Genomic DNA, 26271 nt, shown 5'->3' with positions numbered 1-26271 from the left:
GTCGGCGCTTCCTTCCGACGCCCCCCATTTTGCCAGGAGCAATTATGCCCACTCTGACCGAGCTTCAGGAGAAGCGCGGCCGCCTGGTCACGCAGGCCCGCGAGGCGTTGAACGCCATTACCACCAACACCGACGACGCGCGCTCCGCCGAGCTGGAGCAGCGCCACGATGCGATCATGAAGGACTTCGACAAGATCGAGGCCGACATCACGCGCGAGGAGCGTCAGTCGCAGATCGAGCGTCAGGACGAAGAGCGCCGCGAGCGCAACCGCAACCGCGGCGACGACATCGAGACCCGCGGCCAGGACGGCGGCGAAGGCGGCGCCCGGGGCGAGGGCGAGCGTGCCCAGCGCCAGGCCGAATATCGCTCGGCATTCGACAGCTACATGCGTAGCGGCTGCGATATCAGCGCGTGCAGCCGTGAGGAGCGCGAGCTACTGCGCCGTGGCTATGCCGAGGCTCGCACGCAGGTCGCCGGTACCGCGCAGGCCGGCGGTTACACCGTGCCGGTCGAGCTGGCGCGCGAGATCGTCAAGGTCATGAAGGATTGGGGCCCGATGTACGACGGCGACGTCGTGCGCGAAATTTCCACCGGATCGGGCAACGAGTTCGATATCCCGACGAACGACGACACCGACGATGATTCGACCGCGGCCAAGGCCGAGAATGACGATCTGAAGGACGATAACTCCGGTGACTTGGAGTTCGGCCAGAAGCGCCTCGACGCGTTCGTCGACGCCACGCCCTGGATCAAGATCAGCTATGAGCTGATGCAGGACTCGGTGTTCGACATCGAAGGCTTCGTCGGTGAAGCGATCGGCGAGCGGATGGGCCGGAAGGCGAACCGCCGTCTGACCGTGGGTACCGGCAACAACGAGCCGAACGGCATCGTCACCGCCAGCGGCCTGGGCAAGACGACCGCCAGCGCGCTCGTTCTGGCGTCCGACGAGATGCTGGAGCTGCTGCATTCGGTGCGCGCGCCGTATCGCCGCAGCCCGAAGTGCCGCTGGATGTTCGCGGACACCACGCTGCTGGCGCTCCGCAAGCTGAAGGACGGCCAGGGCAATTACCTCTGGCAGCTCGGCGACATCCGCGCCGGCGCGCCGAATACGCTGCTGGAGAAGCCGTATTCGATCAACGACGACGTGCCCGCGATTGCCGCCGGCGCGCGTCCGGTCATCTTCGGCGATCTCGGCCGGTACTGGGTGCGCAAGGTCGGTTCGCCGCTGATCGGCACCGTCCGCGAGCGCTTCTGGCCGAAAATCGGTCTGGCCGGTCTGCTCCGCTACGACGGCGAGCTGGCCGATCAGAACGCGGTCAAGCATCTGCGGATGGCCGCGGCCTGACAACGTGGGGGCGGGCTGACTGAGCCCGCCTCTTCCGCCAGGGGCAGGTGAGCCTGCCTCTCGCAGAGGAGATCCCGTATGGCGAAGGCCCCGAGCGCCCCCCGGCGCACCACCAAACCCACCAGTTCGACCAGCGAGGCAGGAGCGCCCGGCGCTGTGCCGGCAGCAATCCGTATGCTTGTCGGGCAGGAAGGTCCGACCTTGTCGCGCGTTGCCGGTCAGGAGTTGGAGGTAGGTACCGAAATCGGCGCCGATGAGGCGCTGCGCCTGATCGACGCGCTCTTCGCCGAGCCCGCCTGACGTGCTGAGCGCCGCTGAGACCATCGTGGCACCGGCCGCAGAGCCGATCTCGCTCGACCAGGTCAAGACGTACCTTCGCGTCGACGGCTCGCTCTTCGACAAGGAGCTGTTCCTGCTGATGGTCGCGGCGCGCGAGGATCTGGAGCTGTTCACCGGCTTGCGATTCATGGATCAGGTGGTGCGGGTCCACGCGGATGCGCCAATCTTCCTCGATCATCTGACGGTCGGGCCCGCCCGCCGATTGGTGTCGATCGGCACCATGGCGGCGGACGGCACCGTTGTGCCGGTCGATCCGGCCGGCTTTCGCCTGACTGGCCGCGAGCTTCAGCGCGGTATCGCGCCGGTCAGCCGCTGGCCGGCGGAGTTTCACCGCAGCACGATCGTCGCCGATATCGCGGTAGGATACGGCCCGGATGCGAGCAAGGTGCCGGCCGCGTTGCGGATCGCCCTTTTGTCGATGATCCGCGGCCGTTTCGACGATCGCCCGATCGATATGGGCACGCTCGTCCCCGGCCTGCGTATCAATCCGTGACGCGCTTATCGTCGGCCCGCCTGATCCACCGTGTCGTGATCCAGGAGCAGAGCCTCGTCAGCAACGGCCGCGGCGGGCGCCGGAAGCCTGAGGGCAGCGACGGCTGGCGGGATGTCGATCTAGGCGTCTTCGCGGAAATCATCGCGCTACGTGGCACTGAGGCCACCACCTCGGCCGTCACGCGCGCTACGCAGCTCTGGCGGGTCACGATCCGCGTGCGTCCGGGCATCAACACCGGCATGCGGCTGGTGTGGACCGATGCCGTGCTTGGAGAGGTGATCGGCAATATCCGCGCCGCGGCTTTGAATGACACCCGGGACGGTGTCGTGATGACCGTGGAGAGCGAGGCGCGGCCCGCCTGATGGCACGCCGGCGTTCGATCCGCGGCATGAGCCGCATAAAGCGGCTGTTCCGGCGCTTGCCAGACGCGCTGGCGAGCGAAATCGTCGTGGAGTTGAATGTCACCGGTCGCGACATCCTCGCGGCGGTGAAGGCTCGCACGCCGCGCAAGACCGGCGCGCTTCAGGGCGGTGAGTCGCACAAGGTCCTGCCGAAGTCGCTGCGCCTGCAAGTCGGCCTGCTCGGCACGCCGAAGGGGCGCGCCAAGCTGTTCTATGGCCGCATCCAGGAATTGGGCCGGAAGGCGCAGGTGGTGCTGGTCCAGCGCCGGCGCCGGGTGAAGGCGGCGATCGGCGGGCGGTCGGCATCGATGCTGCGCACGGAGCGCGGGCGGAAGAAGAAGGAGGATATCGTCGCGACCTATCGGATGAAGGTGCCGGCGATGAAGGGGAAGCGCTTCGTCACCGGCCGGCTCACCGACCTGCGGCGCACCCTCAACACCAATCTGCGCGGGATCTTTACCCGCGCCCTGGCGAAGACCGCGGGGGGCAGCTTTGACTAGCGCGAAATCGGCGGTGGAGGCCGCCTCCTATCAATTCCTGTCCGGGCATATCGCCCGGGCCGCGGTGTACCAGGACGTGCCGGACAACGCTTCGGCGCTGAACGGCCTGGTCATCATCGGCGACGTCGCCAGCCGGCGCATTCCCGAGAAGCCGCGGAGCCGCGACCGCATCGTGACGCTGACGATCGTCACGCTGTACGAGGCGGAGGAGCGCGCGCCGCTGCTGGCGGTGATGGACGAGATCGACGCGCTGGACGACCAGACGCTGACCTTCGAGGGCTGGACGCTCGCCTTCGCATTCGAGGACGACGACGCCACCCTCCAGGAAGACGGCGTGACCTACGCCGGCATCACCACCTTCACCATCCTCGCGCTCGCCCCCGACTGAGCGCCCCCGCCACCATCAACCAACCCGCCGCGCGGCATTCCGCGCGGCCTTTCGTCGTGGAGAATGACCCATGGGTAAGAAGCTCGGCAGCGATTACCGGCTGTTCGTACAGTCCGCAGTCGCCGGCACTTTCGTGCAGCCGGCTGGGCAGGGCAACCTGACCATCAACCGGTCCAAGAATTTCAGCACCAGCGCCACCAAGGATACCGAGGGCGTCGACACGCAGACCCCCGGCCTGCGGACGCTGTCGATCAATCAGGCGATCGTGCCCTCGCTGCCCGATCCGGACGGCTACACCCGGATGGAGACGCTCGATAAATCGAATGCCGCGGAGGTGTATCAGATCCGCAAGAAGCCGTTCGCCAACGGGGACGTGGTGTTCGCCTGCCTGATGTATACCGCGCTGGATAACACCGGCTTCGAACAGGGATCGACGGTCACCGCCGGCGTGCAGCTCCAGCCGGCGGAAAACCCGACCGTCGATACGCTGTCCTGATGCCGATCGAGATCGCAGGTGTCCGGTACGCGACGAGGCGGCCGGGCGATCTGGACGCGCGGCTGGTCGCCGCCACCGGCTGCGCCTCGGCCGAGATCGAGCATCTGCTGGTGTCCGGCGCAGACCGGATCGCGGCGGCGGTGCTGCCCTTCATCACCGGGGATGTGCCCTCGCTGCTCGATCTGGCGAACGCCATCGCGGCCGACCCCGACGCGGTCACGCAGGTTCGCGCTCTCTATGCCACTGCGCCGGCGGTGCCGGCCCTCACCAAGGAAGCCTGATATGGACGACAATACGGCCCGACCCGCGGTGGAGGACCGCGGCGAATATGCGCTGACGCTCGTCGGCCGCGATTACGTGATGCGGCCCAGCTACGAGGCGATCGGTGCGATCGAGGCGGCGGCGGGGCGTGGCCTGATCGACCTGGCGCGCGACGCGATCGCCGGCAAGCTGACGCTCGCCGATACCGCCCATGTGGCTTGCGAGTGCATCCGGGCCTTTGGCCGCTCCGAGCAGGACCGCGACTCCGCCGGGGCCACCGCGGCGCGTATCGCGTGCCTGATCCTCGACAGTCCCGGCGGCTTTCATGGTGCGCTCCAGGTGGTGTCGGGCCTGCTGTCGCTGGCAGTGACCGGGGGCTTCGACAGCCAGGGAAATCCGAAGCCGGCGACGACGACGAAGACGACGACCGAAGCCCCCGTCGCCGGCTGAGCGGCTTCGCGACCGCGGTGCTGGGCTGGCGGTCGCATCACTTCTGGCGATCGACTCCGGTCGAATTCTGGGATGCGGTCCGTGCCTGGGAGCGGATGCAGCCCAGGCCTGATGGCAATCAATAGGGCGGCCCGATCGGGTCGCCCTTCCTGTTTCTGAGGGAGGCGGGCATGGCGGAAACGACGGAACGCCTGCTGCTGCAGGTCGACGCGGCGACCGAGCTGCTGCGCCGGCATCTGGCCGAGGGCGAGCAGCCGCTCGACCGCTTCGAGCGGCGCGCGGCGTCGATGGCGGACAATGTCGATCGCAAGATCGGCGGCATGGGCAGCCGCTTCGGCGCATTCGCCGATCTCGCAAACGATGCGGCCAAGCGGGCGCAGCGGTCTTTCGAGGCCAGCTTCAGCCAGGTGCAGCGCATCGCCTCGCAGGCGATCAAGGGGCCGACGATCGACGGCCGCGCCAATCTCGGCGCCGAGGACATCCGCGCCGGTGCCGCCGCAGCTCAGGAGCAGGCGCGCGGCTTCCTGCTGATCGAGCAGGCAGCCGAGCGCGCCGCGCACGCCACCCGCGACGAAAGCGAGGCCACGCGCCTATTCATCCAGGCGACGCGCGCCTCGCGCATCGAGGCGGAGCAGAAGGCGGCGGCGCTGGCGGCCGAAGCGGGCGCGCTGGAGCGCGTGCAGATCGAGCTGATGCAGAGCGCGGAGGCGACCGAGCATTTCGTCACCCGCCACCAGCGGGTCGCGGAAGCCGCGGCCGAGCAGCAGCGGCTGGCCGCCTCCGCAGCGGCGGCGGCGCGTGCCGAGCGCGAGCTGGCCGCGCAGGCGGATCTCCTGCGTGCCTCGATCGACCCGATGTACCTGGCCCAGCAGCGGTTCGATCAGGAGATGACGCGGGCGGAGACGCTGCTCCGCGCCGGCGCGATCAGCCAGCGGGAATATGCGACCGCGACCGAGATGGCGCGGGGTGCGCTGAATGCGCAGGCGGTGCAGCTTTCCGGATCGGCGGCGGCGGCCGCGCGGATGCTGGCGGCCGAGCAGACGCTGACCGCCGAGGTGCACCAGCTCCGCGGCGCCCTCGACCCGATGTACGCGGCGCAGCAGCGCTTCGACCAGGAGCTGGACCGGGCGGAGCGTCTGCTGCGCGCCGGTGCGGTCACCGCACGCGAATATGCCGGCGCGATCCAGCTCGCCCGCAACAACCTCTACGAACACGCGCGCGGCCTCCCGACCGCCGCCGCCGCCACCCAGCGCATGACCGAGGAACAGCGGCGCGCGATGGCCGCGATGGTCGGCAACCGGATGGCGATGCAGGGCCTGTCCTACCAGGCGCAGGACGTCTTCACCCAGATGTCGATGGGCGCGAACGTTTTCCAGGTGATCGCGATCCAGGGCGCGCAGGCCGCCGGACAGCTCGCCTATCTGCAGGGCGCGGCCGGATCGCTGCAGGCGCGGGTGCGCTCCTTCGCCAATTTCATGCTGGGCCCCTGGGGGCTGGCGATCACCGCCGCGCTGCTCGTCGTCGGTTCGCTCACAAAAGGTATGCACTTCTTTGGCGACGAGACCGAGGAAGCGGTCAGGAAGCTGGCTAAGGAAGCCCGCCAGACCGAGATCACTGCCGCGGCGAAGGAGCGATTCACTCACACGCTGGCCGGCGTGACGGCCGCGATCCGTGAACAGGCCGCGGCGTTGGACGAGGCGGCGGCAGCGGAGCGCAGCTCGGCCGAGCGCGCCAATGTCGCCGCGAAGCAGCACGCGCAGGAAGCGCTCGATATCCGGCGCAAGACTGCCGCGCGCCTGGCCGACGCCATCGCCGCGCGCGACGGCTTCAGCCTGACCGCGGGCGGCACCTCGACCGTGTCGGTGCAGCAGGCGGCGGAGGCGGCGCGCGTCGTCGACTTGCAGAAGCAGCTTGGCCAGGCGGATGCGGCGGTCGAGAAGGCGCAGGCCAACCTGAACCGCACGAGGGTCGATCTCGCGGCCGAGCAGGCGGGAATCGCGATCGATCCCGTCCGGCGGGTCACCAAGCTGTACGACGACCGGATCAAGGCGCTGAAGGACCAGCAGCGCGAGGAGGCCAGGCTCGGCCGCCAGATCGGGGCCGAGTCCAAACGCCGGCTCGTCGAGCTGGAGCAACAGAAGAAGGCGGCCGTCGCTGCGGCCCAGGCGCGAGAGAACGCCTCGACCCGGTCATCCACCGCGAACCGCCAGACCGGCCGCGAGGTCGATATCGCTGGCGCCACGGCGATCGTCGAGGGGATCGGCGGCCGTGTGACGAGCGGGCTGCGCAGCGCTGAGCGCCAGGCGCAGCTTTATGCCGACGCGCAGGCCGGACGTCATGCCGGCCCGGTCGCCCGGCCAGGTCATTCCGCGCACGAACGCGGCCAGGCGATCGATGTCGCCTACGGCCCGGGGATCAGCGCCGGCACCATTCGCAAAGCCTTTGCCGAGGCGGGTGTCTCGTTGCGCAAGCTGCTCAACGAGCCGGCACAGCGCATCTACCACGTCGAATTTGGGAAGGCGGGTCCGTCGCCGGCGGCGCAGGCGCGGCAGGAGGAAACCGCCCGCCGCCAGGCGCTGCGCGACGACTCCGCCTACAACGAGGATGTGCTGCGCGCGCGCCGCAAGCTGCTCGATGCGTCCGCCCGGTCGGCCATCGGCGAGGAGGAGCGGGCGAGCCTGATCCGCGACGAGGTCAATGCCGAGGCGGACACCGAGCGCACCCGCCTGGGCAATCGGCTGGCGGCTGGCGAGATCACCGTGGCGCAGGCGCTGCGCCTCGGCGCGATCAACGAGGCGACGCGGCAGCAGCGGCTGGAAAATATCGACGCGGATCGCGCGCGGGTGATCGTCGAGCGTCGCTTCGACGCACAGGAACAGTCGTTGTCGGCCGAGCTGGCGCGGTTGCGCCTGCAGGAAGATCTGGCAACCACCGACGCCGATCGCCGGCGCATCGCGCAGCAGATGCTGGAGATCGAGCAGACGTTGCGGCGTCAGGCGCTGGAGCGGGTACGCGATACCAGCGACGATCCCCACGCGGTGCAGCGCGCACGGGACCAACTCGGCGACCTGCCGGCGGTCGAGCGGCTCGAACAGCAGCAGCAGGATCGCCGGTCGGCCGGGCCGCTGGAGGCGTATCGCGAGCGGCTGAAAGCGGCCACGACGGATATGCGTGCCTCGCTGGAGGAGGTGGCGGTCCGCGGCTTCGGCCAGATGGAGGACGCCGGATCGCGCGCGGCGGCCAGCGCGGTGACCAACCTCCTGCGGATCAAGGGCGTCGCGGGTGAGGTGGTCGGCAGCATCATCCGCGACCTGGCGCGTCTCGCGGTCCAGAAGGCGATCGTCGCGGCGGTGGGCGGGATCATCCCCGGCTTTGCCGATGGCGGATCATTGGGCCGTGTTCCCGGCTTTGCCGATGCTGGCTCCCCCGGCGGCCAGATCCGCGGACCCGGCACCGGGCGATCGGACAGCGTGCTGGCGCTGCTCCGCGGACCCGGCGGCGGCGCGGTGCGGCTGTCGAACCGGGAATTCATCATCAGCGAGCGTGCGGTCGACTTCTACGGGGCCGACACCTTTGCCGCGCTGAACGCCCGGCGCCTGCCGAAATTCGCCGATGGCGGGTCGCTGGGGGCGCCGCGCCTGCCGGTGCTGCGCACGCCTCGGCTGCCAGATTATGCGGGCGCCGGCGGGCGACGCGACCGGGTCGAGGTGGATGTGAATGCCCGCGTGGAGGCCGGCCCGATGCTGCAGGTGGAAATGCAGAAGACGGCCGTCCGCACGGTGGGCGCCGCCGCCGAACCGATCATGGCGGGCGCGCAGGCGCGGACGATGCGGCGGATGCAGCGGCCCGGCCTGCCCGGCGGAGTGACGGGTTGATGCTGATCCCGTTCCCGCCAGCGCCGGTGCCGGCAAAGATCGAATGGGCGATCGACCAGCCCGCGCAGGTCAATCGCAGCGAGGTGACGCGCGCCCGCCGGGTCGTGCTGCTGGCGGCGGCGCCGCGCTGGCAGGCCAAGGTGACACTGCCCGAGATCCGCGGCGAGGCGGCGGTGCTGGACTGGCGGGCGTTCGTCGTGGATTGCGACGGGGTGGCGAACAGTTTCCGACTGGTCGCGTGCGAGGGGCCGCAGCTTGCCGGCGATCCCGAGGTGCGGGTTGCGGGCGCGGGTCAGCAGGGCTTCCGGCTGCGCACCAGCGGCTGGGGCGCGGCGGGGCTGCGCCTGAAGCGCGGGCAATTCGTGACCGTGGGCGAGCAGCTCCTGATGCTCACCGCACCGGCCATCGTCGACGCTGACGGGCAGGCCACGATTTCCATCAAGCCCTATCTGCGCGCCGCGCCCGCGGATGGTGCCGCGGTCGAGGTGCGGCTCCCCTATGCGGTGATGTCGATGAGCGATCCGAAGAACGGGTGGGCGGTCGGGATCGGCAAGACCTACGCGGTCGGCTTCGATTGCGAGGAGTCCGCATGATCGCGGCGCGCCCCGATGCGGAGGCCGCCGCAGCACTGGCGGCGCGCGTCCGCAAGCCGGTCAACTTCTGCTTTCTCGACATCGCCGGCGATCCGATCCGGGTCACCGACGCACCGTACAGCTTCACTTTTGCGGGAACGGGCGACGCCGATCTCGACGGCTTCACCTTCAGCGCGGTCGACCCGAGTGTCGTGGCGATCGGCGACGTGCGCGCAAAGGAAGGCGGGTCGGACACGCTGACCCTGACCCTGTCGGGCCTGGCGGGGCTGGACGATGACCTGATGACCCAGATCGGTGACAAGGCGCGCTGGGCCGGACGCGACGCGCGGTTGTGGAAGGCGATGCTCGATCCGGCCAGCCTGCAGCGGATCGGGGCGATCTGGAGCTACCACACCGGCTACATGTCGGTACCGAAGGTCACCGGCGACAGCCGCGAGCAGACGGTGACGCTCGATGTCGAGACGTATCTGGGCTTCTTCACGCAGGCGTCCGGCCGGACCTATCTCGACCAGCAGCGCTTCGACCCCGGGGACCTGTCGGCCGAGCTTGCCATCGCCATCGCCAATTCCGCCGGCAAGCCGGCCTGATCGGAGCTGCCATGCATCGCCATCCCGATTGGGAGGCGCGGCTCGCCGCGTATCTCGAACCCCTGCACGCGCGCCCGTTTGCCTGGGGCAGTCACGACTGCTGCATCTTTTCGGCCGGCGCGGTCGCGGCGATGACCGGGGTCGACCCGATGCCCGAATTTCGCGGGCGCTACACTACGGCGATCGGCGCGGCGCGCGCGCTGAAGCGGTTCGGCGCCGGCACGCTGGAGGACACGCTTGCCCGGAAGTTCGACGCGGTTGCGCCGGCGCTGGCGCAGCGGGGCGACGTGATCATGTCGGCCGGGCTGCTCGGCATCTGCTGGGGCGGCTACCTGATCGCGGTGGGGAGCGAGGCCGGCCGCGAGGGGCTGATCCGCATCGACCGCGCCCGCTGGGAAGCGCCGCGCGCCTGGCGCGTGCCGTACTGAGCGGTGGCGAAGGCTCTCAAAATCGGTGCGGCTATTGTCGGCGGCGTCGCGCTGCTGGCGACCGGCGTCGGCGCCGTCGCGCTTGGCGGGCTGGCGGGCACGCTCAGCGTTGCCGGCATCTCGACCAGCACGCTGCTGCTGACCGCCAGTGGCCTGGCGCTCGGCTCCAGCCTGCTCCAGAAGGCGCCGGAAATACCGCGCGCGCAGGTGGACCGGCTGACCGCATCGGTCGATCCGCGGGCGTATCGCAAGACCGCGCTGGGCCGGACGGCGCTCGCCACCGACATCCGGTATGTCGAATGGTTCGGGCCGTCGCAGGAGCGGTGCGGCTGGATCGTCGCACATGCCAGTCACGCCATTGCCGGCGTCGACGAGATCTGGCTCGACGACGAGCTGGCCTGGACGGCGGCGGGCGGCACGCAGGGGCGGTTCCGCAATTACTTCTGGGTCCGCACCGTCAACGAGGGCAGCGCGGCCAACGCGTTCAGCTTCGGCGCGGGCAAGTGGAACGGCAACGCACGGCTGACCGGCTGCGCCTATTCGCTGTTCGACTTCAAGGTCACGGGCAACGGCAAGAAGACCGAGTCGCCGTTCGCCGGCGGCATCCCCAGCCGCGTCACCGTGATCGGCCGCGGCACGCCGTTGTACGATCCGCGCCGCGACAGCACGGTCCCGGGTGGCTCCGGCCCGATGCGGGCGGACGATCAGTCGACCTGGGCGTACACTACCCCGGACGGTGCCGAGATCGGCGGGAATGTGGCGCTCCAAATCCTGCGCGTCCTGCTCGGCTGGCGGATCGGCGGCAAGCTGGCGGCCGGGTCGGGGGTGCCGCCGCGGCGGCTGGATCTGGCGAGCTTCGCGCTGGCGGCGAACCTGTGCGACGAGCGCGTCAACCGCAGTGCCGGCGGGACCGAGCCGCGATATCGCGCCGCCGGCGTCGTATCGGAAGGCGACGATCCCCGTGTCGCGCTCAACCAGTTCTGTGCCGCCTGCTGCGGTCGTTTCCGGGATGCCGGCGGCAAGCTGTCGCTGGTCATCATGCACAACGATCTGGCCGCGGCGGCGACCGATCCGGGGCTGGGCGACGACGACGTGATCGGCGGCTTCACCTGGGACCCGGACCCCTCGCTGGAGGCGACGCCCAATGTGGTGCGCGGCCAGTATGTCGATGCCTCCAGCGCCGCGCTGTACCAGCTCGTGCCCTATCCCGACGTGACGCTGGCCAGCCTGGACGGAATCGACCGCGTGCTGCCGATCGACTTCGCCGTCGTGGAAAGCGCCAGCCAGGTGCAGCGGGTCGCCAAACAGACACTCCAGCGCAAGCAGTACCAGCGGCGGTTCGCGGCGCCGTTCGATATCGTCGCCTGGCGGTACAATGTCGGCGATGTCGTGCCGCTGACCTTTGCGCCGCTCGGCTTCCGCCGGCGGCTGTTCCGGGTGGTCGAGACCGATCCTGGTGCCAATCCGTGCCAGATGGTGCTGGAGGAGGAGACCCCGGCGATCTATGCCTGGGATCGCGACGATGCGGCGCCGGTGCAGCCGGCCGCCCCGATCGTCTACGACCGCGGCAACAACCCGCTGATCCGCGCGATCAACGATGCCGCGGCCACCGCGGACTGGCCGACGATCACCGGGCCGGGCAAGCCCGAGGACAATGCGGACTCGACCAAGAAATGGATCGAGGCGAGCCGCTTCGCGCTGCGCCCGCCCCGGATCGGCATTGAGACGCGGCCGCGCTTCGATCCCATCTTCTGGTCGACCAACTTTCCCATGACGATGATCGCCGCGGTGCGCGCGACCGCCGCCGATGCGCTGCGCATCGATGCGACCTTCCATGAGCGGGGGCATCTGGCCGGGCTGATCTGGTCGAGTGAGGACACGCTGGATCATCCAACCACCGCCTACGACACCGCGCGCGATTATCGCGGCTGTGTGCTGCAATTCCGGCTGCGGCTGCACGGCGACATTCGCGATCTGACCGATCCGGACGGCCCGACGCTGACCATCGAGGGGCGGGATGCGAAGGGCGCCAAAATGGTCCGCTACGTCCATCTGGGTAACGCCAACCAGGCCGGATCGACCGCGCGTGACGCCTTGATCCGGCTCGACTTCGACCGATTGCCCGGCGGATATTATGGTGGCGACGACATCTTCGCGGGCGATATCGACCGGATGCTGATCAGCTTCGTGCCGACCGGGTACGATAAGGGTTCGGCAGAGCGGCTGGACGCGCCGATCGAGGCGGCGCTGGAGCTGACGGGCATGACCGCGACCGGGCGGGCCAGCACGCTCACCTGTGGGATCGGTCCCGGCGGCGTCCACGATGTGCGGATGACCAATGGCTATGACGACACGTACAACGTCACGCCCGAACGGATCATCCGCAAATTGGACCTTCTCGGCTACCGGGGCGAGTTCAACCATTATGTCGGGATGAGCCACTATTTCCGGTGGCGCTGGTCACCGGGCGAGGGGCGGTATGTCGCGGACACGACGGCGGCCGATCCGCTGAATGTTCCGTGCCGTGTCTGGCATGAGGATCTGGCGGCGCGGCTGAAAGCGTCCGGACGCGAGCTGATCGTGTCGCTGTCCTACGAGATGCTGAATTCCTTCGCCCCGCGAGACTGGCGCCAGCTCGACCATGCGGGCCTGCCGGCGCTGACCGGGTGGGAGCCGCCGAGCGCGCTGTTCTCGCCGTGCCACGCGCCGGCCTTCGCCTATCTGACGTCGGTGGCGCTGGCCTTTTGCGACATCGCCGCGGCGGCGGATCTGCGCGTGCGCTTTCAGGTGGGCGAGCCATGGTGGTGGATCGATTTCCGCTCGCACGTGCCCTATTTCTACGATCCCTCGACGGTTGCGGCGTGGCGGGCAGAGAAGGGCAGCGAGCCGCCCGTCATCACCAACATGACCGCGCCGATGACCGCGGCGCAGAAGGGCTATTGCGACTGGCTGGGCGAGCGGCTGGCCGCTTCCGTGCTGGACCTGATCGCGGCGGTGCGGGCGAAGCATCCCGCGACCATTGGCTACGCGCTGCTCTACCTGCCGCAGCTGCTCGACGCCCGCACGCCCGAGGCGCACCGGGTGAACATGCCGGCGGGGCTGGCCTATCCGCGGCTCGATGTCCTCCAGCTCGAGGACTACGACTTCGTGATCGACGATCGGCCGGACCTGTCGGCCTCCGCGCGAGCCAGGGCGGAAACGAAGCTCGGCTATCCCCGGTCGCGGCAGGAATATTTCGCCGGCTTCGCGCTGGCGCCGGATGCGGGGCCCATCTGGCGCGCCTCGACCAGCGCGCTGGCGGCAGCGCGGGAATGCGGCGTCTGGCCGCTCTACATCTGGGCGTACACGCAGGTGATGCGCGACGGGTATGTGCCGCGGATCTCGGCACCGCCGGGGGTGGCGATGTCGGATGTCCGCGACGTGGCACTGGCCCGACAGCCGGCGACGGAAGGGCAGGTTCTGGCCTGGGACGCGCGTACGCAGAACTGGCGGCCGCGTGCGCAGGCCACCCGGCCCGAGGTGCAGATCCCATCGCTCGTCGAGCCGTGGATCAATTACGGCGGCGGCTTCGGGGGTGCCCGGTACCACCGCGACGCCGCCGGACAAGTGATGATCGATGGGCTGGTCCAGGCGCCCGCCGGCGCGGCCACCGCGGACGTCACGCTGTTCACGCTGCTGCCCGGCTATCGGCCGGGGGCAACGCTGATCTTCGTCACTTGGAGCGGCGGGGGGCCAACCCGGATCGACGTGTTGGCCGACGGCGCGGTGATTATGCGGGGCGGCAATACCGCATTCACGTCACTGGGGGGGATCGGATTTCTGGCGGGGGGATAGTTCGGCTTGTTACTTAGCTGTGCACGAGCCGTGAGATTTCCTCGACCGACAACAGCTTGCCCCACCGGTGTGCCATTCGATGGCAGTTCGAACACAGCAATGCCAGGTCTGACAGTTTCGGAACGCTGCCGGGCTTCACTGTGTGGATGGGCTTTTTGTGGTGCACCTCAATGTATTCTGCGCCTCGGGCACCGTACACCTTCTCGAAGTCAAACCCACAAGCTTCGCACGCGAGCGGGAGATTGGCATTCAGTACGGCAGCCTTTTTCCTGCGAACATTGAGCGGGTTGCGCTCATAACGACGGTGGAGCCGATATTCGAAGCCACCCTCGGCGGCGAGATCCGAGTCGAGATCATCTGAGAAGGCTTCTCCAACCTGCGTGCCCGTCTCGATACCTAAACGTATCGCCGATGCAGCATCACGCAGCTTCTTTCGTTGGTGAGCCCATTCCGACCACACGAAACCTTCGAGCTTTGCGCCTCGCTGCATCCCTACGTTGCCCGATGCTTTCTGCGACGGATCGTACCGACGGAAGTTCATCATTTTGAGGTAGACGCCCTCCACGTTGCGGAAGCGCGGTGGGAGGACTCGACCAAGCTGCTCGGCTCGTCGTCGGAGTAGGCTTGATACCTCAGAAATGGCTTTGCTCGTTTTCCCCGGCTGCGGATCACGAAGGTATAGATCGAGCGCGAGCATCATTTCCTCTCGATCCCAGTTGACCTTACCTTCTGTATAGTCGAACCCAAGACGTTGAAGCACTGGGATCATCGTTTTGAGACCGCCGCTGTAACCTCGGATTTCCAGCATTTCTGGGTCGCCCATCACCTTGTAGTGGGCCGCATTCACGATCGCCTTGGATGGGTAGAATTCACCCTCCCAGATGACGTGGTAATCAACGTTTTTGTCGGACCCGCCCCATTTTGCATGAAAGCCGTCCGGGCCAAGTGCCCGATATTCTTCCAACGTTTCCAGCACGGCTTCTTTGGTCACGTCGGATAGTGCCACGGTCAAATCTCCCTGCGTTGCCGCTCGGTGCTACCGCGAAGTGTCCTGTGGAGGGAATAGCTTGCCACACGCACGCACCGGATTGCGAGTAGATCGCGGAGAGGTGGGCAAGGGGCGTACCGAAGCCAGACCGTGCACGCCTGTTCTCACCTGCTGCAGGAGCAACGTCATGCCTGATCCATTTAGCTGGGCCGGCGTCGTCAGTGCCAAATACGGGCCGACGATCGCCGGCCTCGCGATCGGCACCGCGGCGAAGTACGGCCTCGCGCTTAACGAAGGGCGCCCGCTGACCTGGCGCGGGGTGCTGGCCGACCTGCTGCTGCTCGGCATCCTGGGACTGCTCGCCATCGCGATCAGCGAGCTGGTGGCACAGGTCACCCGAACGCCGATCGGCACTGACTTTCGCGTGTTGATCGGCTCGTTGGCTGCGGTGTCGTCCGACCGGCTGGTCCGCCTTGCCCGCGATCGCTTCGTCGACCGGGTGGGAGCGAACCTGGCCGCCGCCGCCGGGCGAACCGACACGCCTTCCTGACCACGGAGATCCTGCCATGACCACATCCCTTGCGTGGCGCGCCGCCGCGCTGGCGCCGATCGCGCGCGCCGTGTCCTCGGTCGCGATCCACTGCACCGCCACGCGGCAAGGACGCCCGGTGACGCTTGCCGAGCTGACGGCCTGGCACCGTGCGCGCGGCTTCGCCGGCATTGGTTATCACTTCGTCGTCCATCTGGACGGCGCGATCGAGGTCGGTCGCGACAAGGCGACGGCTGGCGCGCACGTCCAGGGGCACAATGCCCGCTCGATCGGCGTGGTCTATGTCGGTGGCCTGGACAACGCAGGCCGCCCGAGGGACACGCGGACGCCGGCACAACGCGCTGCGCTGCGCGATCTGCTTCGCGCGCTGAAGACGGCACACCCGCGCACGATCGTGCAGGGGCATCGCGAATATTCGCCCGACCTGGACGGCGACGGCGTCGTTGAGCCGCATGAATGGCTGAAGGCTTGCCCTTGCTTCGATGCCCGCGCGGAATATGCCGGCCTGTGACCTGGGCGACGCTGCTGCACCGCGGCTGGCCGGCGCTGATCGTCTCGGCGTTCGGGGTCTGGGTCGCGCGGCTGGATCACCTGCGCGGAGCCTATCTCGTGCGCGCCATCACCGCGGAGGCCGGCCGCAAGGTGGACCGGGCGCACAGCGAGCGCGACGTCGCCCGAATCGAGGCACGCAATGCGGAGCGCCAGATCGCGGCAGGCGATGCTCATGCCGTGCGGATCATTGCCCGCGAACCACTCATCATCCATTCCACGAACACGGTGCGCGAATATGCAAAGAGTGATGCTGGCCGCGTGCAGTGCCGCGCTGCTGACCGGGTGCGCGCCATCGATGCGCTCGACGCCGATATCGCCGCGGCTGCCCGGACCGCCGGCGGCGGCGCTGGTGGCGTGCAGTCCGACGCAACAGCACCGGCAGGCTGACGGTTCCGCCACCGCGGCCGACGACGACGCGACGATCCGCGACGGCCGCTTCGATCTGGCCGCCTGCGACGATCGCCGGCGGCTGCTGATCGAGGCTTGGCCGCGATAGTCGGGTGTGGCATGTCCCCGACGCCTTCCCGAGCTTAGCCGCAGAGGACGGTCCGCGCGCGCGGCATCAGGCTGACCGGTTTTCCGGGTGGCCTGCGAAATAGAAGACCTTCGGGGAATACGCGGGGCGCAGTCGCCTGATCTGCGCGGCTAACCACCCGGTACCAGGTGGGCTGAGCCGCACCGCCAGCGTGTTCCCCGAAGCCACTAGACAGCATCCGAGATCCCGCGCCGATCGGCGCTGGCCTTCGTCGTCGCAACCCGGCGGCGCCCACCCGAGCGCGGCTTAGCCGACGTGCTCTTCTTCCACGGAGAATGAGCAGTAATGGCGATCCCCGCCGCAAATCCCCCCGCCGCGTATCTCGGCGGCAAGCGCAACCTGGCGAAACGCCTCTGCGCGCTGATCGAGACGATTCCGCACCGGGCATACATCGAGCCGTTCGTCGGCATGGGCGGCGTTTTCCTGCGCCGTGCGACCCCGGCACCGGTCGAGGTAATCAATGACCTATCGGCCGACGTCGCCAATCTGTTCCGGGTCGTCAGACGCCACTATGAACCGCTCATCGAGGAATTCCGCTGGCTTCCAGCCGGTCGGGCCGAATTCGAACGCCAGCGCCGACTGGATCCGGATGCATTGACCGACATCGAGCGCGCGGTGCGATTTCTGTACATCCAGCGGCTTGCGTTTGGGGGGCGGGTTGCCAGTTGGAGCTTCGGCGTCCGGCGCGACCAGTCGTCGCGGATCCAGCTCGCCCGTTTGCGCGCCGAGCTGCGTGCGCTCGGCCGCCGTCTGGAACCGGTGACGATCGAGCGCCTGCCGTGGAGCGACTGCATCCGCCGCTATGACGGCCCCGGCGCGCTCTTCTACCTCGACCCGCCGTACGATGAGACCGAAGGGTATGGCGTGCCGTTCGGGCGCGCGGATTATGTCGCGATGGCTGAGCAGCTCGCCGCCATCCGCGGGCAGTTCGTGATGTCGATCAACGACACGCCCTTCATCCGGCAGACCTTCGCCGGTTTTGTGATCGAGGAGGTGCAGACGAGCTGGACCGTCTGTGCCAGCGCGACCGGCCGGAGTCAGAAGGTGACGGAGCTGATCATCCGCAACCGGCCGCGCTGACCGGGCGCTCAATCCTGGCCGATCGGCGTGGACACCTGTGGCTTGCGGGTCGGGAAGACCGGGCCGCGCACTTCCATCTGATCGGCTGGGTAAGGGCGCTGCAGATCCAGCACGTCCTGGTAGCTCCCCGTCATCCAGCGATCGTGGTCCTCGGGCGCGAGGATCGTGATCATCGCTTTCGGGTGGATGGGGGCGACGAGCGGGTTGGGATCGCAGGTGACCATCGCGAAATAGCGGGTACCGGCGATCTCGCGCCAGAAGCCCGCAATGGCCGTTACCGGCTGATCGGTGACCTTGAACCACATCTCGCCCTTGATGGGCTTTTCGCTATCGACCGCATGCTTTTCGGGCGTCCACTCGCAGAATTCCGTGAGGGGAATGAGGCAGCGATGCTCGGGCTGTTCGGCCAGCGCTTTCCATTGCGGCAGTTTGAGGTTGCGGACGTTGGTCATCGGCCAAGGGGCCTGGCCGGCGGTGACGTCCCATTCCATCACGTCCAGACCCCGCTGCCCGCCAGCGGCCCGCACCACATAGGCCCGGGATTTCGGAAACAGCTCCCGAGGATTGAAGCGGTTGTCGCGCGGCTTTTCGACCAGCCAGTCGGCCGAAAAGTGCTCGACCAGCGTCTCCGGCTCGCCGGCCATGCGGGCGCGATTGCACATCAGGATAGTCTCACGTCGGTTCCAGGTCGGGCTACAACCCGCAAGGCCGCCGCCGGTGCCGGATTGGTGGGGTATCGGCTGGGGTATGACGGTCGAGCCGGTTGCCGGCAATGCGTTGAACCAGACGGCAAATACGCCGATCGCGGCGGAGGGATTGTCCGCCGTGGTCGTTGCCGGTGCTCGCAAGGCAGGGTGACGTGGGTGCGTGAAGAAGCCGTTACCATTGGACTTCTTCGATGGTTCGAGCCTGTACCTTCGGACCTGCTCCGACGGTTCGTGCTTTGACCCGGAAAACTCGAACAACTTCTCGATAGCTCCATTTGTTAGCGGTTCGGGACGCGCCCCGGAGCGGTGACAGTCCCGGCGGCTGAAGTTACAACCAGTCCGTGATCCAGCTATCTCCGATAATCGAACGCATTCGCGCCCTGTTGCAGGAGGATAGCGAAGCAAGCATCACGTATGCCGCGCTGGAAGCTCGCCTCGCGCTCGAGAAGGTCTGTTATGACCGGCTCCGGCAGCGGCATGCGTACATCTCGCACGATCAGTTGGGCAGGTGGCAACCCGGCGCCATCATCAACACGCTGATGGCGGACGTCGACGAGCATGTCGGACAGACGCTGACCATCAGCATCGCAAAGAACCCGGTTGAAGCAGGTGTTGACCCGCAAGACGAGGAATACGTTCCACTTGGTACCCAGGTGGGGTTCGACACAAAGCGCATCGTGAAAATGTGGAACGCGCTGGCGAAGCTGGCCCTCCACGTCCGCCTGCCAGAACATAAAGACGATCATATCGCCGACTATGGCGACAAGGCTCAGGTCCGCGCGAAGGTGGAGGAGGTCGTCGCCGAGCTGGAGCGGCTTGCGACGGGAACGATGGCCTTTTCGGGCCTGGGTAACGAAGTGTCCTTCGTTTGCTCCTGCGGGGAGAAAAACAAGCGGCGCGCGGGGCTGCTGCGCGATGGACAGCAGTTTTCCTGCATCAACCCTCAGTGCAAGATCCTATGGAAGGCAACGAAGGAGGGTGACGAATTCTCGTTCGAGTCGGTTACCGTCTCGATATTTTGCGAGCAGTGCAAGGCGGATAATCTCCTGCCTTGGCGCCTTGTCCGTGAGATGAAACGGGATGAGGTAGGTTCGTTCCACTGCCACACCTGTAGACACATGAATTACATACAGTGGCGCTTGAGTCAGGTCCGTCCTGCGCACGAATCAGAACGCGTCGAGGGGGTCGGTTAGGCATTTGGGGCGTATTAGACGCGCTCCTGCCGACAATTGCGCCGCGCGGTTTAAGACACACCCCGCAGGTAAGGCTGGACCTCAGTCAATCTCCTGGCAGTATCGAAGTACTGTAAGCGGTCCCTGCCCAAACGCGTGCTTCGCGCCCGCCGCGATATGCACCACCTCGCCCACGGCGAATATGCGCAGGTTATAGGTGGCATCGGTCCCCGCAATCGAGATTTCCTCACCCTGCCGCGGCAGATGCTGGAATTCGAACTCGCCGATGAGTTGATCATCCTCGCCGGCGTAAATCGTGACGCTCGCCATTTGTCTCGCTCCCTAATCCTACCGAGGGTTCATATGCTGACCAACGCCGCGGTGAAAGCCGCGCGGCCGCGTGCGGCCGCGTTCAAGATATACGACGAAGGCGGTCTGCACCTTTACGTCGCGCCCAACGGGCGTCGCAGCTTCCGCATGCGCTACCGATTGGCAGGGCGCGAGCAGCTCCTGACCTTCGGCACATGGCCGGACGTATCGCTGGCCGAGGCACGCGAGCGATGCGAGGCGGCGCGGGACGCGCTGCGCGCCGGCGAAGACCCCCGCGCACAGCCGCACAGCGCGCCACCGGCGGCCGAGACGTTCGAGCAGATCGCTCGGCGCTGGCATGCTCGCACACTGCCGCGCTGGACGCCCGTGCATGCGGGAGACGTCCTCGCCAGCCTGACGCGCGACGTCTTCCCGGCGATTGGCGCCATGCCGATTGGTGCGATCACTACCCCCGTCGTGCTGGCAGCGCTCCACGAGGTGGAGGCGCGGGGGCGGCTGGAAACCGCGCGCCGAGTACGGCAGCGGATCTCGGCCGTCTTCGCGCATGCCCGCGCCGAGGGCATCGTCGATGCCGACCCCGCCGCGATCGTCGCGCGTGCGCTGGCACCGACGCCGGCGCAGCGGCACCATCCCGCGCTCCTCGACATTGCGGACGCGCGCGCATTGCTCGCCGCCGTCGAGCAGGTGGGGGCCGCGCCCGCCGCCAAGCTGGCGTCGCGCTTCCTGGCGCTGACCGCCGTCCGTCTGGCGGCGGTGCGCGGCGCCCGCTGGGACGAGATTGAGGATCTTGACGGCGCCGCGCCGCGGTGGCGCGTGCCGGCGACGCGCATGAAGATGCGGCGCGCCCGCAAGGCTGACCGTGCCAATGACCACATCGTGCCGCTTGCGCCGGCGGCGGTGGCGGTGCTGCGCGCCGCGTGGCCGCTGTCCACCGGCGCGGGCCTGATCTTCCCCGGCCGCGGCGCGACCCGGCCACTTGGCGAGGGGGCGCTGGGCGAGTTGTACGACCGTGCAGGCTATGCCGGGCGGCACGTTCCGCATGGCTGGCGCGCGACCTTTTCGACGGCGATGAACCGTACCGGCAATTTCGACGCCGAGCTGATCGAGCGTGCGCTCGCGCACGCACCGAAGGACAGGATCAGGGCGGCATACGACCGCGACGATCACCTAGACCGCCGCCGCGCGCTGTTCCACGCCTGGGCAGTGCTGCTGACCGAGGACTGAACGCCGCCGCACGCGCTACGTCGGAAGCCGGACGCGAGATCGCCCCCGTCCCCCCTCGGCAGCATCGGGGCGGCGCAAGCCGCCACGCCCCACCGCCGGGTCTTGGCGATCGGATGGAGGGGGTGGGCCGTTTCGACCGGGGGGACCAGCGTACTGGAGCATTGAGGCGCGCGAAGCGCCTCAATTCCTCTGCATCTTACCCCTGATGGGGGATAGCGGGTGAACTTGTGGTATTCGCGCCTGGCAGCCTGTCACCGAGGGCCTTCAGGGCCGCGCGCAGACCGGCATTCTGCGGCGGGGCGGGGGGCGGTGGCTCGGCCGGCACGGCGGCGGCACGTGCGACCCGCGATCGGCGCCCCGCCTCCACCAGGTCGCGCAGTCGCTGCCGGACGTGCGTCGGCATCGCTGCGAGATCGAAGAAATAGGCGTTGCTCGTCTGCCGGCGTTGGGGCGCGAACTGGCCGTCCTGACCCGTCTTCATGGTCCGGCGAACCCATGACAGGAAGCCCTTTGCCTTCAGTTTCGCCAGCGCGCGCACCACCGTGATGCGGGCGAGCGCGACAGCCTCGGCGATCGTGTCGATCATCGGGTCGAGCCGGCCGGTCCTGAAATCGATCGGGATGCGCTTTCGCCCCCGCCGTCCCCGCAGCACTTCCAGTACAGCGATCGCGGTGTGGCCGAGCGGCCGCGCGCCGCCCTTCATGCGCTCCAGATCGTCATAGTCCCGCGCGACCTTCAGGATGCAGTCGATCCACGACATGGCACCCGCCTTGGTCCCGTCGCCGATCGGCCGGAACACCCGCGCGCGCCGATCTTCGACGTCGAAGCTCTCCCGCCGCACATGCGGATCAGGGCCGCGCTCCTTGCGGGCGAGGCGCGCGGCGAATTCCTTGGTGATCTTGCGGGCCTGACGGGCGCCAATTGGGGCGTCAGGATTTTGGGTAGACGGCATCGTCTCGGCTCCCGGCATTGGGAAGTCGATGGGCACGCGAATGCCTCGCTCAGCAGGCTGAGCGAAGTCGGGATCGCGGAAGTGGAAGCGGCGGGGGCCGCGGATGTTAGGTCAACGAGAGGTGAGGCGGCGCCCGTGCCCGGGACGGACCGCGATCAGATTGTGCCGCTTGCTGTGTCGCCGCGAACCGCAGCGCTCTGCGCGTTCCGCGCGTTCCACGTTGGCGATAACACCGAGAAAACCGTGGAAATTGTGGTGCCGGTTGCAGGGATCGAACCCGCGACCTTCGGTTTACAAAACCGCTGCTCTACCATCTGAGCTAAACCGGCACGTCCTGGTCGCGCGGGCTCTTGCCTTACTCCACGCCGAAAATCCAGCCTTCGGTTCGGGCAATCTCGCGGGTGAGCCCGGCCGGGTTCCAGAGCGATGGCTTGGCCGCGTTGGCGCGCAGCCATGCCGCGGTCAGCAGGGCATCGGTGCTGTGGTCGTCATAGCGGGCAAGGGCGGCGTGGGGCGCGCTTCCCATGGCCGCAAGGGCCTGATCAAGCATGGCGGCGCTCCGCAGCTTGCCGCGACCCCGTCCGGCGGCGCGGGCGGCCAGGGCCGGGTAGATTTCAACGACCAGTGCGCCAGTGGCGGGAAGGGCATCAATCGGCCAGACGGGCACTGTGCCGTGCAACCGGTGGAGGAGGCGCATGCCGGCGAAGCTGGCCTTCGACACCTGTGCGGCCCCCACGGCGTCGAAGATGCTCGATGGGCGCCCGCCGATGGCGGCGATGGCGGTTTCGCAGCGGCGGTAGCGGAGATACCCGGCCTTCGCACCGTCGGCGGCGCCGCCATAGACATGGATGCCGCGTCGGGCATCGACAAAGGTGGTGGCCCCGAGATCGGCGTCGGTGCTGCTCGCATCGACCCGTTGCCATAGCGCGGGCGCGTCTTCGGTTGCCGGCTCGCCGGGCAGATGGGCGCCGCGGTCGAGGAATGGCGCGGAGAAGCTGAAGTCGAAGCCGATCAGCGTCGCCGTATTGGCATGGGCGGCAACCCAGTCGAGAACCGCCTGACGCGACCAGCAGCCACCGGGCGGCGGCACGAGGGTCGGCGCGGCCACGCCCGCCTCCGCCACGGCGACCGCGATGCCGCGGTGGCGGTGACCGCGAGCGCCGGACCAGTCGATCGCGGCAAAGCGGCGCAAATGGACGGGCGGGTCAGCCCTCGCGTTCATGGCGCCGTGCGTCCCACCACGCCATGCGCTCGGCGATGCGCTTTTCCAGCCCGCGCCCCGTCGGCTCGTAGAAGCGTTGCGGCGTCATCGCGTCCGGCCAGTAGTTCGCGCCCGAAAAGCCGTCCTCCGCATCATGGTCATATTGGTAGCCGGCGCCGTAGCCGATCTGCTTCATCAGCTTGGTGGGGGCGTTCAGGATATTATCCGGCGGCATCAGCGATCCGGTTTCCTTGGCCGAGCGCCAGGCGGCCTTTTGCGCCATATATGCAGCGTTCGATTTGGGTGCGGTGGCCAGATAAAGGCATGCCTGCACGATCGCCAGTTCGCCCTCGGGGCTGCCGAGAAAATCATAGGCTTCCTTGGCGGCAAGGCATTGTTGCAGCGCCTGCGGGTCGGCGAGACCGATATCCTCGACCGCGGCACGGGTCAGGCGGCGGAGCAGGAACAGCGGTTCCTCGCCGGCGGTGAGCATGCGGGCGAGATAATAAAGCGCGGCCTGCGGATCGGAGCCACGGATCGATTTGTGGAGCGCGGAGATGAGGTTGTAATGTCCCTCGCGATCCTTGTCGTACACCGCGACGCGACGCTGCAGAAAAGCGGACAGGCCGGCGGCGTCCAGCGGTTCGGCAAGGCCGACCGAAAACAAAGTCTCCGCCTGATTGAGCAGGAAGCGGCCGTCGCCATCCGCGCTTGCCACCAGTGCCTCGCGCGCCTGGGATTGCAGGGGCAGGGGGCGGCCCATCTCCACCTCGGCACGGTCGAGCAGTCGACCGAGCGCCTCCCGGTCCAGACGGTGAAGGATCAGCACCTGCGCACGGCTGAGCAGTGCGGCGTTCAGTTCGAAGGACGGGTTCTCGGTGGTGGCACCGACCAGCGTGACCGTGCCGTTTTCGACATAGGGCAGGAAGCCATCCTGCTGCGCGCGGTTGAAGCGATGGATCTCGTCCACGAACAACAGGGTTCGGCGGCCGGTGCGGGCATGGTCGCGTGCTTCCGCGAATGCCTTTTTCAGATCGGCCACTCCGGAAAAGACGGCGGAGATGGCCAGGAAGCGCAGGTCGACCGCGTCGGCGAGCAGGCGGGCGATCGTGGTCTTGCCGGTGCCGGGCGGGCCCCACAGGATCATCGAGGACAGGCGGCCGGCCGCGACCATCCGCCCGATCGCGCCGTCCGGGCCGGTCAGATGTTCCTGACCGACGACCGCGCCGAGGTCCCGGGGACGAAGACGATCGGCGAGCGGCGCATCGGGTGCGGGAGGGGGAGCGGGGTCCAGCCCCGCGAACAGATCGGCCATGCGGCAAAGATAGGCGTGACCGCGGGGCACGTCATGCCTCTTGAATTCAGATTGGCTCAAGATATATCTGACGCATCAAGATATATCGGAGTAGGTCGAGATGCGATTTGGAATGGGATATGGTGCATGGACGGACGGCCCGTTCGGCGGCGGCGGCCGGCATGGCAGGCCGGGGCGCGGCGAGCATGAGGGCGGACGCGGGCGGCGGCGCGTGTTCGACGGCGGCGAACTGAAGCTGGTGCTGTTGAAGCTGATCGCGGATGCACCGCGGCACGGCTACGACCTGATCCGGGAGATCGAAGGATTGTCGGGCGGCGGCTATGCCCCCAGCCCCGGCGTGGTCTATCCGACGCTGACCCTGCTCGACGAGATGGGCCTGATCGAGGAACATCGATCCGAGGGAACGAAGAAGCGCTTTGCGGCGACCGAGGCGGGGCGTGGCCACCTGGCCGAGGGGGCGGCACAGGTCGATGAACTGTTCGCCCGGCTGCGCAAACTGGCGGATCACCGCGAGAGGACCGATGGTGCGCCGATCCGCCGCGCGATGGGCAATCTGCGTCAGGTGTTGCAGCATCGCCTGATGCGCGACGACGTCAGCGAGGACACGTTGCACGAGGTGGCGGCGCTGATCGACGAGGCGGCCCGCAAGATCGAGAGGATGAAGTGATGAGCATATCCGTTGCCCGCGTACCCACTCACTCCGCCAGCCGCTATCTGCAGCAACTGGCCAAGCACTGGGCGCACAAGATGACGGTGGCGTTCACCGCGGAGGAAGGAACGATCGACTTCCCCAACGGATCGCGGCTGGAGATGCGCGCCGACAGCGAGACGCTGGACGTGGTGCTGAGCGTGCCGGAGGGTGAGGATCGTGACCGGATGCGAGAGGTGGTGTCCAGCCATCTGGACCGGTTCGCCTTTCGCGAGGCGCCGCTGACCTTCGACTGGCGCGAGGGCTGAGCCGGCCCTAACGGTAGAAGATGTGATCGGCGATCTGCACGATGCGGATGCGCTGCTTCAACGTGGCGCGGGCCGAACGGAAGAAGAGGGCGCCGGGCGCCACCTCTTCGCCGAGGCCGTTCAGCGTTTCGGTGGCGATGCGGATCGCATTGGTCCAGCGGCTGGTGGTGCGGGAAGGGTTATACGCATCCGGATCGAAGAATTGGCCGCGCTGCTTGACGACGCCGCAGGCGCTGGGGGCGAAGCGGCCACTCTTCATGCGGGTGCGGATGACTTGGGCGATGGCGACCTGACCGCGTTCGGGCTGGTTGCCCGCCTCGCGCACGATGGCCTTGGCCATGCATTCCACTTCCTGCGGATCGGTCGCGGCGGCGGCGGTGATGGGCGGCGTGTCGGCTGCCGGTACGGCGGCGGTCGCGGCCTGGGCTCCGAAGACACCGGATGCGACGATAAGGACGCGCATCACGATCGAACGCCGCTTGGTCATTCCCGCTCACTGCACATGCGCAAGGGTGTTCGTCGCCCGCCGAGGCAATCCGGAACAAATAGCGGTCGAGGTCCCCCTACGTCTCGCCATTCGCGGCATCCTGCGTCCCTGCGGCGGAGGATGGTCGCTTCGGCTGGACCGAGGCTTTCATTCTGGAAACGCGGCGGCGGGTCAAAGGCCAGTCGATGAAACGTGGCCGGGTCGGGACGAATTTCAGTTAACGGGGGATC

The 26271-nt window shown here is 67.9% G+C and carries 29 protein-coding genes and 1 tRNA gene; 22 read left to right on the top strand and 8 right to left on the bottom strand.

Annotation, left to right across the window (positions count from 1 at the left end):
- Positions 1-44 precede the first annotated feature (44 nt).
- The 14 genes from OXR08_RS06290 to OXR08_RS06225 all read left to right on the top strand — a co-directional run bounded on the left by OXR08_RS06290 (position 45) and on the right by OXR08_RS06225 (position 13991).
- Complete coding sequence (locus OXR08_RS06290) at positions 45-1346, top strand: phage major capsid protein (RefSeq protein ID WP_267348684.1); 1302 nt, start codon at positions 45-47, stop codon at positions 1344-1346.
- A 78-nt stretch (positions 1347-1424) separates the two neighbouring features.
- Entirely contained in the window at positions 1425-1646 is a 222-nt protein-coding gene (locus OXR08_RS06285; protein ID WP_267348682.1) for a hypothetical protein, read from the top strand.
- Between the two features lies 1 nt (position 1647).
- Positions 1648-2178, top strand: coding sequence for a hypothetical protein (locus OXR08_RS06280; RefSeq protein ID WP_267348680.1), 531 nt, complete (start codon positions 1648-1650; stop codon positions 2176-2178).
- Between the two features lie 35 nt (positions 2179-2213).
- Complete coding sequence (locus tag OXR08_RS06275) at positions 2214-2540, top strand: head-tail adaptor protein (RefSeq protein ID WP_267348678.1); 327 nt, start codon at positions 2214-2216, stop codon at positions 2538-2540.
- Positions 2540-3079 carry a hypothetical protein gene (locus OXR08_RS06270; RefSeq protein WP_267348676.1) on the top strand — a complete coding sequence of 180 codons (540 nt, stop codon included), beginning with the start codon at positions 2540-2542 and terminating at the stop codon, positions 3077-3079. The genes OXR08_RS06275 and OXR08_RS06270 overlap by 1 nt, the downstream gene beginning before the upstream one ends.
- Positions 3072-3467, top strand: a complete 396-nt coding sequence (locus tag OXR08_RS06265; RefSeq protein WP_267348674.1) for a hypothetical protein — start codon at positions 3072-3074, stop codon at positions 3465-3467. The genes OXR08_RS06270 and OXR08_RS06265 overlap by 8 nt, the downstream gene beginning before the upstream one ends.
- 70 nt (positions 3468-3537) lie before the next feature.
- On the top strand, positions 3538-3963 hold the full coding sequence (locus tag OXR08_RS06260; protein WP_267348672.1) for a phage tail tube protein: 426 nt from the start codon (positions 3538-3540) through the stop codon (positions 3961-3963).
- A complete protein-coding gene (locus OXR08_RS06255) occupies positions 3963-4244 on the top strand; it encodes a hypothetical protein (RefSeq protein ID WP_267348670.1) in 282 nt (93 codons plus the stop codon). The genes OXR08_RS06260 and OXR08_RS06255 overlap by 1 nt, the downstream gene beginning before the upstream one ends.
- Position 4245: 1 nt before the next feature.
- Positions 4246-4674, top strand: coding sequence for a GTA-gp10 family protein (locus OXR08_RS06250; RefSeq protein WP_267348668.1), 429 nt, complete (start codon positions 4246-4248; stop codon positions 4672-4674).
- A gap of 170 nt (positions 4675-4844) precedes the next feature.
- Positions 4845-8549, top strand: a complete 3705-nt coding sequence (locus OXR08_RS06245; protein WP_267348666.1) for a phage tail length tape measure family protein — start codon at positions 4845-4847, stop codon at positions 8547-8549.
- Positions 8549-9142: a hypothetical protein gene (locus OXR08_RS06240; protein WP_267348664.1), complete on the top strand. Its 594-nt coding sequence runs from the start codon at positions 8549-8551 to the stop codon at positions 9140-9142. Before OXR08_RS06245 ends, OXR08_RS06240 begins: the two co-directional genes overlap by 1 nt.
- Positions 9139-9729 carry a hypothetical protein gene (locus tag OXR08_RS06235; protein ID WP_267348662.1) on the top strand — a complete coding sequence of 197 codons (591 nt, stop codon included), beginning with the start codon at positions 9139-9141 and terminating at the stop codon, positions 9727-9729. The genes OXR08_RS06240 and OXR08_RS06235 overlap by 4 nt, the downstream gene beginning before the upstream one ends.
- A gap of 11 nt (positions 9730-9740) precedes the next feature.
- Entirely contained in the window at positions 9741-10157 is a 417-nt protein-coding gene (locus OXR08_RS06230) for a hypothetical protein (protein WP_267348660.1), read from the top strand.
- 3 nt (positions 10158-10160) lie between these two features.
- The gene (locus OXR08_RS06225) at positions 10161-13991 is read left to right on the top strand and encodes a phage tail protein (protein ID WP_267348658.1); all 3831 of its coding nucleotides are present in this window, start codon (positions 10161-10163) and stop codon (positions 13989-13991) included.
- A gap of 13 nt (positions 13992-14004) precedes the next feature.
- On the opposite strand, the gene OXR08_RS18680 is transcribed toward OXR08_RS06225, so the two are convergent.
- A complete protein-coding gene (locus OXR08_RS18680) occupies positions 14005-14997 on the bottom strand; it encodes an HNH endonuclease (RefSeq protein ID WP_267348656.1) in 993 nt (330 codons plus the stop codon).
- Between the two features lie 169 nt (positions 14998-15166).
- On the opposite strand from OXR08_RS18680, the gene OXR08_RS06215 reads away from it, so the two are divergent.
- The 4 genes from OXR08_RS06215 to OXR08_RS06200 all read left to right on the top strand — a co-directional run bounded on the left by OXR08_RS06215 (position 15167) and on the right by OXR08_RS06200 (position 17696).
- Positions 15167-15529 carry a hypothetical protein gene (locus OXR08_RS06215; protein WP_267348654.1) on the top strand — a complete coding sequence of 121 codons (363 nt, stop codon included), beginning with the start codon at positions 15167-15169 and terminating at the stop codon, positions 15527-15529.
- Positions 15530-15545: 16 nt separating this feature from the next.
- A complete protein-coding gene (locus tag OXR08_RS06210) occupies positions 15546-16040 on the top strand; it encodes an N-acetylmuramoyl-L-alanine amidase (protein WP_267348652.1) in 495 nt (164 codons plus the stop codon).
- Positions 16037-16468 (top strand): hypothetical protein, encoded by a 432-nt coding sequence (locus OXR08_RS06205; RefSeq protein WP_267348650.1) that lies wholly within the window; start codon positions 16037-16039, stop codon positions 16466-16468. The genes OXR08_RS06210 and OXR08_RS06205 overlap by 4 nt, the downstream gene beginning before the upstream one ends.
- Before the next feature lie 433 nt (positions 16469-16901).
- On the top strand, positions 16902-17696 hold the full coding sequence (locus OXR08_RS06200) for a DNA adenine methylase (RefSeq protein ID WP_267348648.1): 795 nt from the start codon (positions 16902-16904) through the stop codon (positions 17694-17696).
- A gap of 8 nt (positions 17697-17704) precedes the next feature.
- Here the strand turns inward: OXR08_RS06200 and OXR08_RS06195 are convergent, their stop codons facing one another.
- Positions 17705-18661: an SOS response-associated peptidase family protein gene (locus OXR08_RS06195; protein ID WP_346731892.1), complete on the bottom strand. Its 957-nt coding sequence runs from the start codon at positions 18659-18661 to the stop codon at positions 17705-17707.
- A gap of 83 nt (positions 18662-18744) precedes the next feature.
- Here OXR08_RS06195 and OXR08_RS06190 point away from each other — a divergent pair, with 83 nt between their 5' ends.
- Complete coding sequence (locus tag OXR08_RS06190; RefSeq protein WP_267348646.1) at positions 18745-19596, top strand: hypothetical protein; 852 nt, start codon at positions 18745-18747, stop codon at positions 19594-19596.
- Between the two features lie 81 nt (positions 19597-19677).
- Here the strand turns inward: OXR08_RS06190 and OXR08_RS06185 are convergent, their stop codons facing one another.
- Positions 19678-19905 (bottom strand): hypothetical protein, encoded by a 228-nt coding sequence (locus OXR08_RS06185; RefSeq protein WP_267348644.1) that lies wholly within the window; start codon positions 19903-19905, stop codon positions 19678-19680.
- A gap of 33 nt (positions 19906-19938) precedes the next feature.
- On the opposite strand from OXR08_RS06185, the gene OXR08_RS06180 reads away from it, so the two are divergent.
- Positions 19939-21129, top strand: coding sequence for an integrase arm-type DNA-binding domain-containing protein (locus OXR08_RS06180; RefSeq protein ID WP_267348642.1), 1191 nt, complete (start codon positions 19939-19941; stop codon positions 21127-21129).
- Between the two features lie 196 nt (positions 21130-21325).
- Here the strand turns inward: OXR08_RS06180 and OXR08_RS06175 are convergent, their stop codons facing one another.
- The 4 genes from OXR08_RS06175 to OXR08_RS06160 form a co-directional block, all read right to left on the bottom strand.
- A complete protein-coding gene (locus OXR08_RS06175) occupies positions 21326-22117 on the bottom strand; it encodes a hypothetical protein (RefSeq protein ID WP_267348640.1) in 792 nt (263 codons plus the stop codon).
- 217 nt (positions 22118-22334) lie between these two features.
- Positions 22335-22410, bottom strand: a tRNA-Thr gene (locus OXR08_RS06170).
- A gap of 26 nt (positions 22411-22436) precedes the next feature.
- Positions 22437-23303 (bottom strand): DUF429 domain-containing protein, encoded by an 867-nt coding sequence (locus tag OXR08_RS06165; RefSeq protein ID WP_267348638.1) that lies wholly within the window; start codon positions 23301-23303, stop codon positions 22437-22439.
- Positions 23287-24597, bottom strand: coding sequence for a replication-associated recombination protein A (locus OXR08_RS06160; protein ID WP_267348636.1), 1311 nt, complete (start codon positions 24595-24597; stop codon positions 23287-23289). Before OXR08_RS06160 ends, OXR08_RS06165 begins: the two co-directional genes overlap by 17 nt.
- 100 nt (positions 24598-24697) lie before the next feature.
- On the opposite strand from OXR08_RS06160, the gene OXR08_RS06155 reads away from it, so the two are divergent.
- Positions 24698-25264: a PadR family transcriptional regulator gene (locus OXR08_RS06155; RefSeq protein ID WP_267348634.1), complete on the top strand. Its 567-nt coding sequence runs from the start codon at positions 24698-24700 to the stop codon at positions 25262-25264.
- Entirely contained in the window at positions 25264-25554 is a 291-nt protein-coding gene (locus tag OXR08_RS06150) for a DUF2218 domain-containing protein (protein ID WP_112383236.1), read from the top strand. Before OXR08_RS06155 ends, OXR08_RS06150 begins: the two co-directional genes overlap by 1 nt.
- Positions 25555-25561: 7 nt before the next feature.
- Here the strand turns inward: OXR08_RS06150 and OXR08_RS06145 are convergent, their stop codons facing one another.
- Positions 25562-26041, bottom strand: coding sequence for a cell wall hydrolase (locus OXR08_RS06145; protein WP_267348631.1), 480 nt, complete (start codon positions 26039-26041; stop codon positions 25562-25564).
- Between the last annotated feature and the right edge of the window lie 230 nt (positions 26042-26271).

It is taken from the genome of Sphingomonas sp. GM_Shp_2 (assembly GCF_026540875.1).
Taxonomy (GTDB): domain Bacteria; phylum Pseudomonadota; class Alphaproteobacteria; order Sphingomonadales; family Sphingomonadaceae; genus Sphingomonas; species Sphingomonas carotinifaciens.
This window is presented reverse-complemented; position numbering and strand designations above follow the sequence as displayed.